The following is a 12,588-nucleotide window of genomic DNA, read 5'->3' as shown; positions in this document are numbered from 1 at the left end:
CGCGAGCAGGCTCGCTCCCACAGGGTGCCGTGTTGTCAGCTATTCTGGATTATTTCACGGTCACCGTGATTTTCTTCGACACGATCGGTGGATCGAACGGCATGTGGCCGCTGTCGCCCAGTTCCAGCTGCAAGGTGTGCTCGCCCGGCGCCAGCTTGATGGTCGCTTCGGTCTGGGCCTTGCCGAAGTGCATGTGGTTCGCATCGTTGGGAATCGGTGCGTCCTTGGCGGGCAGTTTGTCGACGTCGATCAGCAGATGGTGGTGCCCGGTATTTTTTGTCACGTCACCCGCCGGGGCCAGGGCGATGCCCTTGACGCCGAACCTGACCTTGAATTCCTGAGCGACGGTGGCGCCGTCCTTCGGGGAAACGATGAAGACTTCAGCACCTTTCGGAGCCGGGGTCGCGGCGGCCGCCAGCATCGAAGTGCCGAGCAACAGGCCGGCCAACGCGGCACGAGACATAAAGCTTTTCATTTTTTTCTCCAGTTTTTCCATGAAATCCGCCTGGTCGTGACAACTTCATGACCAATCGTTGTCGAAGCCTGCAACAACCATAGCAAAGCGAGCCTGAAACGAGCGTCGCTTATATAAATACCTAGGAGTGACCATGCGTTTTCTGCCTGGCCTGATTTGCCTGCTACCCCTTCTGAGCCCCCTGGCCCATGCCGAACTGATCGACGACATCAACGACCGTGGCGAGCTGCGCATTGCCCTGGAAGCCGACGCCGCCCCGTTCAACTTCAAGGAGGACGGCAAGCTCGCCGGCTTTGAAGTGGAACTGGGCCAGATGCTGGCCGCCGAGCTCGATGTGCGCGCCGACTTCGTGGTCACCGATGCCGCGGATCTGCTGAGCGGTGTGGAAAGTGGCAAGTACGATGTCGCCATCAACCACATAGCACTGACCCCGGAACTGGCAGAACGTTTCGACACCAGCGCCGCTTACAGCCATCCGGATGCACAGTTGCTGGCGAGCAAGGAAGAGGCGCAGCGTCCGATGGTGCTGGCGCAGTCTTTCCAGCCTGAAGAGAAAACCGGTCCGGCGCCGAGCCTGGTGATCCCGTTCCAGAAGGACAACCCGGCATTCAAGGCCAGCCTGAACAACGCTTTGATGCGTATCAAGGAAGATGGGCGATTGGAGCAGTTGTCACAGAAGTGGTTGGTCAAGCGGGAATAACCTAAACCTGTAATTACACACGGTCCCCTGTGGCGAGGGAGCTTGCTCCCGCTGGACTGCGAAGCAGGCCCAGGATTGCGACGGCTGCGCCGCCGAGCGGGAGCAAGCTCCCTCGCCACGGCTTCAGCGTTCAGTCGGTAGAAACAGGTCCGCTTTCAAGACTTGCGCCAGACACTCGCCAGCCAAGGCTGTTGCTCGCGCGGCAGCCCCGCCGGCCGATAGTAATGTTCCAGCTCTACAAAACCGGCTTCGCCCAGCAGCGTGCGCCAGGCCGCAAGGTCGTGGTAGGCGCCGAAGCGCTGGCCGTTCCAGCCTTCCTGGTTCTCGCCACGGGGGTTGGAGCTGAACAGCACACCACCGGGCTTGAGCGTAGCGCGCAGTTGCTTGAGTACCCGCGGCAGTTCCTGGACCGGGATATGAAACAGCACGGCGTTGGCAAAAATCCCGTCGAAGCGTTCCGCCGGCAGATCGAGTTTCAGGAAATCCTGTTGCCACACCTCACAACCGCTGTCCTGGCGCGCCATGCGGGCAAATGCCTCCGAGCCGTCGAGGCCGACCGCCACGTGGCCCATGGCAGTGAACGTGCGCAGGTCGCGTCCGGGCCCGCAGCCGAAATCCAGGATGTGCAACGGGGCCTGGCCCTTGATGTGCCGCAGCAGGGCGTCGATGTTCTGGCTGACGTCGTGATCGCGGGTGCCCTCGCGAAAACTCTCGGCGACGGCGTTGTAATTGCCCAGCGTCGTACTGGTGATGGTGTGCAGGTCTTCGGGGGTGTGTTTCATGGGTATTGGCTTGGGTGGGGAACGTTGGACTGACTATACCGCAGGCGCCCATCGCGAGCAGGCTCGCTCCCACAAAGGGGTTGCGTCGTTCACAGAACCCTGTGGGAGCAGCCTGCTCAGGGTGGCGATCCGACAATAGCGGTGGAAGAAGTATCAACCCTGGCGCTGCCTCAGCGCTTGTTCAACCCCCGCGCCAGACGATCCCCGCCCAACTGGATCACCGCCACCAGCGCCACCAGCAACACGATCACCGTGAGCATGATCTGGCTGTCGAAACGCTGGTAGCCATACCGGTAGGCGATGTCGCCCAGGCCGCCGGCACCGATGGCGCCCGCCATGGCCGAGGAGTTGATCATGGTCACCAGGGTAATGGTGAAACCGCCGACGATGCCCGGCAGGGCTTCAGGCAGCAGCACGTGCCAGACGATGTGCCAGCGCCGGCAACCCATGGCCTGGGCGGCTTCGATCAGGCCATGGTCGACCTCCCGCAGGCTGACCTCGGCGATACGCGCGAAGAACGGCGTGGCGGCGATGGTCAGGGGCACCACGGCGGCCCAAACGCCATAGGTGGTGCCGACGATCAGCCGGGTGAACGGGATCAGCGCCACCATCAGGATCAAAAACGGGATCGAGCGGAACAGGTTGACGAACGCCCCCAGGATTTTATTCACAACAGGCGCCTCATAAATCCCGCCCTTGCCGCTGGTCACCAGGATCACCGCCATCGGGATACCCACCAGCAGCGCGATCAACGACGACACGCCCACCATCAAAAAGGTGTCAATGAAGCCCTGTAACAACCGATCAAACCACATAACCCAGCACCTCTACCCGTTGTGCCCAATTGCCGGCGCGTTGACGCAACTCTTCGGCACCCCACGAAGAACCGCTCACCGCCAGCAGCAATTGCCCCAGCCCATGGCCCTGGATCCGTTCGATGCCGCCGTGCAGCAGCCGCACGCGCCCACCCAGAGCGCTGAACAAGGCCGCCAGGTCCGGTTCGTCGTGGCCGCTGCCGGTGAATTGCAGGCGCAGCACGGTGGCGGCATCCGCCGACGCCGGTTGTGCTTGCAAGCGGTTTTGCAGTTCTTCGGGCAGCGCATGCTGCAAGGGCGCCAGCAGTGTCCGGCTGACTTCATGCTGTGGGTTGCCGAACACTTCCCAGACCGGCCCCTGTTCGACGATGCGCCCTTGCTCGAGCACTACCACCCGGTCGCAGACTTCGCGAATCACCGCCATTTCATGGGTGATCAGCACGATGGTCAGGCCCAGCCGCTGATTGATCTCGCGCAACAGGCCGAGAATCGACTGGGTGGTCTCCGGGTCCAGGGCCGAAGTGGCCTCGTCGCACAGCAGAATCTGCGGATCATGCACCAAGGCCCGGGCGATCCCGACGCGCTGCTTCTGGCCGCCGGAAAGTTGCGCCGGATAGGCCTCATGCTTGCCTTGCAGGCCAACCAGTTCCAGCAGCTCGCGGACTTTGCGCTGGCGCTGCGCCTTGGGCACCCCGGCGACTTTCAGTGGCAACTCGACGTTCTGCCACACGGTCTTGGCCGACATCAGGTTGAAGTGCTGGAAGATCATGCCGATGCGTCGGCGCAGCTCCACCAGGCGGTCTTCATCGAACTCGCCGATGTCCACCTGGTCGATCAGCACGCGTCCGCTGGTAGGTTGTTCGAGTCGGTTGATGGTGCGGATCAGCGACGACTTGCCGGCGCCGCTGCGGCCGATGATGCCGAACACCTCGCCGCGCTGGATCGCCAGGTCGATGCTGTGCAGCGCGGCCACCGGTCCTTGCGCGCCGTTATAAGTTTTGCCCAGGCCAATGAAGCGCACATGGGCGCGGTTCAGTTCAGGGTGCAGTTCGGTCTGTTCAGCGCTCTGGGGCGTGGCGGGTTCATCCCGGAGTCGGGCGTTGACGGCATTCATGATCAGCCTTCCCAACCGGCCTGGTAGAGCTTGCCATGGGCCTTGTCCAGGGCGGCGCGTACGGCGGGCGAATGTTGATAGATGTCGACGAACTTGATCAGGCGTGGGTCGTCCTTGCTCTTGGGCTGGATCACAAACTGGATCACGTATTCCTTGTGGTCCAGGCCGTCGAACAGCAAGGCAGAGGTGGCATCGAAGGTTTTCGCCAGGCGGATGTAGGCGGGGTAACCCTGTACCAGGTCGGCGTCGTCATAGGCGCGCACCAGTTGCACGGCTTCGACCTGGAGGATCTTGATGTTTTTCGGGTTGGCGACGATGTCGTCCTCGGTGGCCTTGTAGCCCACGCCGGGCTTGAGCGTGATCAGCCCGGCCTTTGCCAGCAGTTGCAGGCCGCGTCCGCTGTTGATCGGGTCGTTGGCAATGGCGACGCTGGCGCCCTCGGGCAGCTCGGCGAAGCTTTTGTATTTCTTCGAGTAGAGGCCGACGTTGTTGATGATCCCCGGCGCGAAGGGCACCAGATCGAACCCGGCGGCGGCCTTGGCGTTTTCCAGGAACGGGATGTGCTGGAAATAATTCACGTCGATATCCCCGGAGGCCAGGCTGACGTTCGGTGCGATCCAGTCGCTGAACTCTACCAGCTCGACCTTCAGGCCTTGCTTGCCCGCTTCTTCGACGGCCGCTTCCAGCGGAATGGCGAACGCGGCGGTGGTGCCGATTTTAAGCGGCGCATCGGCGGCGAACAGCGCTGAGCTGAACAAGCCGAGGGCCAGGGCCAGTGCTTTGACTGGCAAGGAAAGGGAGTGCTTGGTCATAAGTTTTTTCCAGTCATCTTGATTAAAAGTCGGTGCCTTTGTGGGCAGAGAGCTTGCGGTGGCGAGGGAGCTTGCTCCCGCTGGACTGCGCAGCAGGCCTCAAGATTTCGCGCCTGCTGCGCAGCCGAGCGGGATTCAGCCAGCCCCCTGATTAATAACTCAGTGCCGGTAATCCGAGCCGGTGTGTTGCCCGGGCAAATGAGCCCCGGCATGAAACAACTTCTCGCGCAGCGTGCCGTGGTCATATGCGGTCTTGTACGAGCCGCGTCGCTGCAGCTCGGGAATCACCAGGTCGATGAAGTCCACATAACTTTGCGGCGTGACGATGCGGGTCAGGTTGAAGCCATCGAGGCCGGTCTCGGCGATCCATGATTCCAACTCATCGGCCACTTGTTCGGCTGAACCGACCACCGTGATGTAGCGGCCGCCAAGGGCGTGCTGTTCCAGCAATTTGCGTCGGGTCCAGTCGTTGTTTTGCAGGGTCTTGGTGGCGGACTGGATGGCGTTGCTCTTCACGTACTGGATCGGCTCGTCCAGTTCGTACTGGGAAAAATCGATCCCCGTCGATGCGGAAAAATGTGCCACCCCGGCCTCGGCGCTGGCGTAGCTCAGGTACTCGGCATGCTTGGCCCAGGCCGCCGCTTCGGTCTCGCCGACGATCACGTTCAGGCCCATGAACACCTTGATGTCCTCGGGGTTGCGCCCGGCACGGGCGGCGCTGGCGCGGACCTTGTCCACCTGGACCTTGGTCGCCGGTTTGTTCTGGCCGCTGATGAACACGCACTCGGCATGCCGCCCGGCGAACAACAGGCCGCGTTCCGAACTGCCGGCCTGGAACAGCACCGGAGTGCGTTGGGGCGAGGGTTCGCACAGGTGATAGCCCTCGACCTGATAGAACTCGCCTTGGTGCCGGATCTTGTGCACCTTCTCCGGCCGGGCATAGATCCGTTGCTGACGATCATTGAGTACCGCGTCGTTTTCCCAACTGCCTTCCCACAGTTTGTAGAGCACTTGCAGGTACTCGTCGGCCTGGTCGTAACGCCGGTCATGCTCGACTTGCGCGGTCAGGCCCATGGCTTTGGCGGCGCTGTCCAGGTAGCCGGTGACGATGTTCCAGCCGACCCGGCCGCGACTCAGGTAGTCGAGGGTGCTCATGCGCCGGGCGAACAGGTACGGCGGCTCGTAGGTCAGGTTGGCGGTGAGGCCGAAACCCAGGTCCCGGGTGACCGCCGCCATCGCCGAGACCAGCAGCAACGGGTCGTTGACCGGTAGCTGGATCGACTCCTTCAGCGTGACGTCCACCGATTGTTGATAGACGTCGTAGACCCCGACGATATCGGCGATGAACAGCCCGTCGAACAGGCCGCGTTCGAGCAGCTGCGCCAGGCCGGTCCAGTATTCGATCGTGTTGTACTGGGTCGAGGTGTCCTGGGGATGGGTCCACAAGCCATGGTTGATGTGCCCGACGCAGTTCATGTTGAACGCATTGAGCAGGATTTTTTTCTTGCCGGACGCCATCAGATCGTCCCCCGCAGCGGCGGCTTCTCGTCGTTGAGATAGAAGTTGCCGACCGCGTGATATTTCCAGCGCACCGGGTCGTGCAGGGTGTGCACCCGCGCGTTGCGCCAATGGCGGTCCAGGCCATGTTCGGCCAGGGTCGCCTGGCTGCCGGCCAGCTCGAACAGGGTGCTGCCGGCGGCCAGGGAAATTTCGGTGCTGATGGCGCGGGCCTCGGCCACCGCAATCGAGGCGGCGGCGACCGAATCGGCCTGGGTGTCGGCCTGGGCCCGGTCGAGGAACTCGCCGGCGCGCTCCAACAGCGCTTCGGCGGCATGCAGGCGGATGCTCAACTGGCCGAAACTCTTGAGAGTGAGCGGGTCCTCGGTGGCAATGTCGCTGGTGGCGTCGATCCATGGCCGGGTCTTGCTGCGCACGAAGTGCAATGCATCTTCATAGGCGGCGCGGGCGATACCGGTGTCGATGGCGGCGTGGAGAATCTGCGCCAGCGGCCCCACCGGCGTCGGGCGCTCGAAGGCACTCTGGAATGGCACGACGTCTTCGGCGTCGACATACACGTCGTCGAACACCACCGAGCCGCTGCCGGTGGTGCGTTGGCCGAAACCGCTCCAGTCGTCGATCACTGTCAGGCCTTTACTGTCGTGCGGGACGAACGCCAGCTGTTGCACACCGTTTTCATCCACCACCGAAGTGGGGATGCGTTGGGCATAGATCGCCCCGGTGGCATAGAACTTGCGCCCGTTGATCCGGTAGCCGTCGCCATCGCGACGCAGCTGAGTGGTGCGCTCGTGGGCGGTCTTGGTGCCAAGCTCGGCCAATGCGTTACCGAAGCGCTGGCCGGCCAGTACCTCGGCGTATAACCGTTGCTTCTGCGCTTCGCTGCCATTCACCCGCAACACTTCCAGGGCGTAGTAATGGTTCTGCGGAATCTGCCCGAGGGAACCGTCGGCCTGGGCGATCAAGGCGATGACCTTGGCCAGCGTGACGTTGGAAACCCCGGCACCGCCGTAGGCCTTGGGCACGCTGATGCCCCACAGGCCGGAGCGGGAGAACACTTCCAGTTCCGGATAGGGCAGGCGTCGTTCGCGGTCGCGCAGGACGCTGTCGCGCTTGAAGTCATCGGCCAGGTCGCTGGCGACGATGAGGGCTTGTTCATCGCTGGTGATTACCGCGACGTGTTGAGAAAACGTCATGTGCTGCTCCAGAGGTCGGGTCGTCAGATCCAGGAATGTCGCGCCGGCAACGTGCCGTTGAGGTGATAGGCGCCAACCGCGTGATACTTCCAGCGCACCGGGTCGTGCAGGGTGTGGACCCGCGCGTTGCGCCAGTGGCGGTCGAGATTGAATTCGGCGAGGGTGGCGCGGCTGCCGGCCAGCTCGAAGAGTTTTTCGCTGGCCTGCAAGGCGATCTCGGTGGTGAGCACCTTGGCTTCGGCCACGGCAATCGAGGCGCGGGCGGCGGATTGCGCGGTGATGGGCGCGGCGCTGACCTGGTCCAGCACTTGCCCGGCCTTGCGCAGCAGCGCTTCGGCGGCGTGCAGGTCGATTTTCAGCTTGCCGATATCGGCGATCACGTAGAGGTCGTCGCTGGCCCGTTCGACCTTGGCGTCGATCCACGGCCGGGCCCGTTCACGGACGAATGCAATGGCGTCATCAATGGCGCCACGGGCGATGCCGGCGTCTATGGCGGCCTGGATCAGCTGGGAAATTGCGCCCTGTACATTCGGCTTTTCGTTGACGCGCCAGTTGTCCAGGACCCGTTCGGCGTCAACCCGGACGTCGTTCAACAGCACGGTGCCGCTGGCGGTGGTGCGTTGCCCGAAACCCGACCAATCGTCGACGATCCGCAGCCCCGGCGTACCACGCGGCACGAACGCCAACACCTGACGGCCATCGTCATTCAGTGCCTTGACCGCCACCCAGTGGGCGAACAGCGCGCCGGTGGAATAGAACTTTTGCCCGTTGATGACATACCCGTCACCGTCAGCGGTGATCCGTGTTTTGAGCTCCAGGGTATTGCGCACGCCCCGTTCCGGCCCGGCATTGCCGATGCGCCAGCCTTCGAGCACGCTTTGCAGGAGGATTTTCTTTTGCCGCTCGGTGCCCGTGGCGAGAATCAGCTGGAGCACGCCGAACTGGTTCTGGGGGATCTGCCCGAGGGCCGGGTCGGCAGCGGAAATGATCGCGAACACGTCGGCGACGGTCACGAACGAAACCTGGGGGCCGCCGTATTCCCGGGGAATAACGATGCTGCCTAGCCCGCTGCGGGTGAATTGTTCGATTTCCGACCACGGCAGTTTGCGCTGCTGATCGCGCCGCGCCGCCTGCTGACGGGCGACCTGCGCCAGTTCACGGGCGGCCTCGATGGCCTCGGCATCGTTGCGCAGTATTTGCGCGGGCAGCAACAGCGGTGCGATGTCCTGGTCGCTCTGGACCTTTGCTTGTGCCAGGTCTGACATCACAGCCACTCCGTGGCTGCTGGCAGTGCCTTGGCGTGCTGCGCTTTTGTGCCCTGCACTGGGGTGATTGTGTTCCGTACCATACCCACCTCACATCTCAAGAAACGCCGCGATGAATGCGGCGTGTAAAAACAAGAATGTCCGGTGGTCCGGTGTATATACCCTAAACGCGTATAAATTATTTATGAACTAACTTTTAGGAATATAGATAGGTTGGATTGAATGCTTTACCGAGCTTGCCTTGGTACCAAGGCATTTGTGGTGAGGGAGCTTGCTCCCGCTGGGTTGCGCAGCGACCCCAAGCTTTTTATGGGCGCTGCGCACCCAAGCGGGAGCAAGCTCCCTCGCCACAGAAACGCCTCTGGCAGCAACAATCTCGGTCATTCAATGGCGGCCAGCCCCGGCCGCCATGAGTGCTTCGTTCGAGGCACTTTTCTGACAAGGCCTGGCACAGCCGATCTTCAACGTCCGCGGCGGCGCCCACTGGGAGTTATTGCCTACCCGATCAAGGATGCAGTAGGTCACTTCCAGGCGCAGGTCCTCCCCGGCTTCGAGGATGACGTGCGGCGGGACCCAGATGTTGATCGGCTGGCCGATCTCGCTCGGCTTGATGCGGGGCAAGTCCATGCGCACATCGCCCCAGCGCAAGGTGATTGCATCGTCGGCGGCCATGTTCAGGTAGGGCTCGATGGTCACTGGTACACCGCGCTTGATCTGGCTCGGGTTCACCCCTTGGCGGCGGATGGTCGCGGGTATCCTGACCGGCGCCAACCCCTGGTTTTCAGTGCCGCTCAAGGCCGAAGGCTGGCCGCCTGGGCAATCGAGTTTCACCTGTACCCGTTGCGCGACGGACAACGCCGGCCCACGCCCCACTTGCATCACGCGGTAGTGAATGCGCGAAGTTCCATTGACGATGAAGCTTTCCGGCACCCGTAGCGTGACGCTGGTTTGTACGTCGGCCGATGTGAGCAGGCGAGAGCCCACGTAGCAGTCGTCCCAGAACAACTCGATCAGGTCGCCCGCGTCCATGCCGGGGTAGGGTGCAATGGCGACTTCCAGGTGCGTGGCACTGGCGATATTGATACCGGCAGGGTGGATGTTGGCCACGGTGGGTGCAGCCAGTCCAGGAATATTCGACGTACATGTCATGATCTTCTCCTTGATAACGCTACATATTTTATTTGCGCGGCACTAGGCGCTGACTTTATTAGCCAGTGTATGGAATTGAGTTAATGTGCATCGCCTGTCGATCACTAGATAAAGGTTCGCTAGTTGCAGTGTCAATAGAGGGGCTTGCTTAATGGTTCGATGGGAAGTTCTTCAGAAACGTCCTACGCCCCATTGTTAAGAATGCTTGGCGTCAGGCGCCTTTTTCCTAGGCTGGCCGTTTGAGGCGGGAAAGCTGAGGAGACTTGTTGGTGTTCAAAAAAGATCAGGAGAAAGTGTTGCTAGAGATATGTTATGTGCGCAATGATCAATGGAAATTATTTATAGGCACAAAGTTGCCAGTTGTTTCGTCTTTGATAACTGATGCAGTGCGGTCTTGAATAAGTTGCCTCACTTCCATCCCTGGAAGTGATGAAGCTTGAAGCAACTTACTAGGCGCCGTTTCCGGCAGAGAGGAATTTGCTGAGGAACTGCCGGGTACGCTCTTCCTTTGGTGCGGCAAACAAGGCCTTGGCTTCGCCTTGCTCGACGATCACGCCTTTGTCGAAAAACACCACGCGGTTGGCCACGTCCCGGGCGAAGCCCATCTCGTGGGTCACGATGACCATGGTGCGCTTCTCTTCGGCCAGGCCACGGATGGTCGACAGCACTTCACCCACCAGTTCCGGATCGAGGGCCGAGGTCGGCTCGTCGAACAGGATCACCGCAGGTTCCATCGCCAGTGCCCGGGCAATGGCCACGCGCTGTTGCTGACCCCCGGACAGGCGTCGTGGGTAAGCGTTTTCCTTGCCCGCCAGCCCGACCTTGGCCAAAAGCTTGCGGCCCAGGGCTTCGGCGTCGGCCCGCGGGGTCTTTTTCACCACCATCGGGCCTTCGGTGACGTTCTCCAGCGCAGTGCGGTGGGGAAACAGATTGAAGTTCTGGAACACAAATCCCACCTGCTGGCGCAAGCGCCGCACCAGGTTCTGCTGCTGGTTCAAAGGGCGGCTGCCATCGATTTCGATGTCACCCACCTTGATCCGACCGCTGCTGGGTTCTTCGAGGAAGTTCAGGCAGCGCAGGAAGGTGGTCTTGCCCGAGCCACTGGGACCGATGATCGCAACCACTTCGCCTTCTTCGATCTTCAGGTCGATGCCATTGAGCACCACCTGACCCTTGAACTGCTTTGTCAGTTTTTCCACGACAATCATGGATCAGGACTCCTGGTCATGCCGATTGACCCGGGCTTCCAGGACGTTCTGCAGGTGCGAGAGCACGCTTGCCAGAACCCAGTAGATCAGCGCGGCGGCAAGGTACATGGTGAAGATCTCGAAGGTTCGCGCGGTGATCAGCTGCGCCTGGCGGAACAGCTCCGGCACCTGGATGGTCGCCGCCAGCGCGGTGTCCTTGACCAGGGAAATGAAGCTGTTGCCCAACGGTGGCAGGGCCGTGCGTGCGGCTTGCGGCAGGATGGCCCGGCGCAGGGTCTGGGCGCGGGTCATGCCGATGCTGGCCGCCGCTTCCCACTGGCCACGCTCGATGGAACTGATGGCGGCCCGCAGGATTTCACAGGCGTAGGCGGCCATGTTCAGCGAGAAGCCGATCAGCGCCGCCGGCAGCGGATCCAGCTCGACGCCCAGTTGCGGCAGCCCGTAATAGATCACGAACAGTTGCACCAGCAGCGGCGTGCCGCGAAAGAACGACACGTAGATGCGAGCGACCCAGCTCACCAGCTTGAAGCGCGACAGGCGCATCAGCGCCAGGCCGAACCCCAGCAACAAGCCGAAGAACATGCCGCCCAGGCTAAGGATCACCGTGTAATACGCGCCCTTGAGCAAGAAGGGCGCGGAGTCCAGCGCGAGTTGGAAAGCCTCTTCCATTATTGAGTGACGTCAGCGCTGAAGTATTTTTCCGAAAGCTTTTTCAGCGTGCCGTCGGCGCGCAGCTTGTCGATGGCCTGGTTCACCGCGTCCAGCAGTTCAGGTTCGCCTTTGCGCAGGGCGATCCCGGACTCCTGGCGAGAAAACGCTTCGCCGGCGGCGGCAGTGTCCTTGGCTTTCTTGGCGTACTCCAGGGCGGCGAGGCGGTCGATCAGGATGGCGTCGATACGGCCGACACGCAGGTCCTGGAACTTGGTCGGATCATCTTCGTAGGTGCGTACGTCAGCGCCCGGTACGTTGGCCTTGACCCACTGTTCGTAGTTGGTGCCCAGACCCACGCCAACTTTCTTGCCCGCAAGGTCGGCCGCCGTCTTGATGGTGTCTTTGTTCTTGGTCAGGGTCAGTGCCTGGATCCCGGAAACGGTATACGGTTTGGAGAAGTCGTACTTCTTCTTGCGCTCTTCGGAAATGGTCACCTGGTTGATCACCGCGTCCAGGCGATTGGACTCCAGCGCCGCGAGGATGCCGTCCCATTTGGTTGGCTGCAGCTTGACCTTCACGCCCAGTTCCTTGGCCAGGGCTTCGGAAAATTCCACTTCGAAACCGGTCAGCTTGCCGTCGGCATCAACGAAACTGAACGGAGGGTAAGTGCCTTCCAGGCCGACGTTGATCACGCCCTTGTCCTTGATCGTTTGCAGCTGCTCACCGGCAACCGCTTGCCCCAGCAGGCCGGCGCTCAATGCCAGGCCCAGCGAACCCACCAGCAGGTTGCGACGTAATGCGGAAAAATTCATGACAAGCCCCTGTGTTTTCTTATGAAACATTATGTGGATGAGAAAGGCGTAGCCGCGATTCGAAAAGATTGCCACATCCTGCCTCAAAGCAGCT

At 61.6% G+C, this 12,588-nt stretch carries 13 protein-coding genes; 1 reads left to right on the top strand and 12 read right to left on the bottom strand.

What is annotated here, in order from left to right; all coding sequences use genetic code 11:
- Positions 1-49: 49 nt before the first annotated feature.
- Positions 50-475: a DUF4399 domain-containing protein gene (locus ACLEJQ_RS17200; protein ID WP_440796746.1), complete on the bottom strand. Its 426-nt coding sequence runs from the start codon at positions 473-475 to the stop codon at positions 50-52.
- A gap of 133 nt (positions 476-608) precedes the next feature.
- Here ACLEJQ_RS17200 and ACLEJQ_RS17195 point away from each other — a divergent pair, with 133 nt between their 5' ends.
- Entirely contained in the window at positions 609-1,175 is a 567-nt protein-coding gene (locus ACLEJQ_RS17195) for a transporter substrate-binding domain-containing protein (RefSeq protein WP_440796744.1), read from the top strand.
- Positions 1,176-1,330: 155 nt separating this feature from the next.
- On the opposite strand, the gene ACLEJQ_RS17190 is transcribed toward ACLEJQ_RS17195, so the two are convergent.
- The 11 genes from ACLEJQ_RS17190 to tcyJ form a co-directional block, all read right to left on the bottom strand.
- Positions 1,331-1,957 (bottom strand): class I SAM-dependent methyltransferase, encoded by a 627-nt coding sequence (locus ACLEJQ_RS17190; protein ID WP_440796742.1) that lies wholly within the window; start codon positions 1,955-1,957, stop codon positions 1,331-1,333.
- Between the two features lie 170 nt (positions 1,958-2,127).
- Positions 2,128-2,772: a methionine ABC transporter permease gene (locus ACLEJQ_RS17185; protein WP_440796740.1), complete on the bottom strand. Its 645-nt coding sequence runs from the start codon at positions 2,770-2,772 to the stop codon at positions 2,128-2,130.
- Complete coding sequence (locus ACLEJQ_RS17180) at positions 2,762-3,886, bottom strand: methionine ABC transporter ATP-binding protein (RefSeq protein ID WP_440796738.1); 1,125 nt, start codon at positions 3,884-3,886, stop codon at positions 2,762-2,764. The genes ACLEJQ_RS17185 and ACLEJQ_RS17180 overlap by 11 nt, the downstream gene beginning before the upstream one ends.
- A gap of 2 nt (positions 3,887-3,888) precedes the next feature.
- On the bottom strand, positions 3,889-4,698 hold the full coding sequence (locus tag ACLEJQ_RS17175; RefSeq protein WP_440796736.1) for a MetQ/NlpA family ABC transporter substrate-binding protein: 810 nt from the start codon (positions 4,696-4,698) through the stop codon (positions 3,889-3,891).
- A 159-nt stretch (positions 4,699-4,857) separates the two neighbouring features.
- Entirely contained in the window at positions 4,858-6,216 is a 1,359-nt protein-coding gene (locus ACLEJQ_RS17170; RefSeq protein ID WP_440796734.1) for an LLM class flavin-dependent oxidoreductase, read from the bottom strand.
- Positions 6,216-7,409: an SfnB family sulfur acquisition oxidoreductase gene (locus tag ACLEJQ_RS17165; RefSeq protein WP_440796732.1), complete on the bottom strand. Its 1,194-nt coding sequence runs from the start codon at positions 7,407-7,409 to the stop codon at positions 6,216-6,218. Before ACLEJQ_RS17165 ends, ACLEJQ_RS17170 begins: the two co-directional genes overlap by 1 nt.
- 23 nt (positions 7,410-7,432) lie before the next feature.
- A complete protein-coding gene (locus ACLEJQ_RS17160) occupies positions 7,433-8,674 on the bottom strand; it encodes an SfnB family sulfur acquisition oxidoreductase (RefSeq protein WP_440796730.1) in 1,242 nt (413 codons plus the stop codon).
- A 384-nt stretch (positions 8,675-9,058) separates the two neighbouring features.
- A complete protein-coding gene (locus ACLEJQ_RS17155; RefSeq protein ID WP_440796729.1) occupies positions 9,059-9,823 on the bottom strand; it encodes a hypothetical protein in 765 nt (254 codons plus the stop codon).
- 449 nt (positions 9,824-10,272) lie between these two features.
- The gene (gene tcyN, locus ACLEJQ_RS17150; RefSeq protein WP_440796727.1) at positions 10,273-11,031 is read right to left on the bottom strand and encodes an L-cystine ABC transporter ATP-binding protein TcyN; all 759 of its coding nucleotides are present in this window, start codon (positions 11,029-11,031) and stop codon (positions 10,273-10,275) included.
- A 3-nt stretch (positions 11,032-11,034) separates the two neighbouring features.
- Positions 11,035-11,700 carry a cystine ABC transporter permease gene (gene tcyL / locus ACLEJQ_RS17145; RefSeq protein ID WP_144930408.1) on the bottom strand — a complete coding sequence of 222 codons (666 nt, stop codon included), beginning with the start codon at positions 11,698-11,700 and terminating at the stop codon, positions 11,035-11,037.
- Positions 11,700-12,494, bottom strand: a complete 795-nt coding sequence (gene tcyJ / locus ACLEJQ_RS17140; protein WP_440796725.1) for a cystine ABC transporter substrate-binding protein — start codon at positions 12,492-12,494, stop codon at positions 11,700-11,702. Before tcyJ ends, tcyL begins: the two co-directional genes overlap by 1 nt.
- Positions 12,495-12,588 lie beyond the last annotated feature (94 nt).

It is taken from the genome of Pseudomonas sp. SMV71, from assembly GCF_052042015.1.
GTDB lineage: Bacteria > Pseudomonadota > Gammaproteobacteria > Pseudomonadales > Pseudomonadaceae > Aquipseudomonas.
Note: the sequence above shows the minus strand (reverse complement) of the source record. Positions and strands in the feature narration are given on the sequence as shown.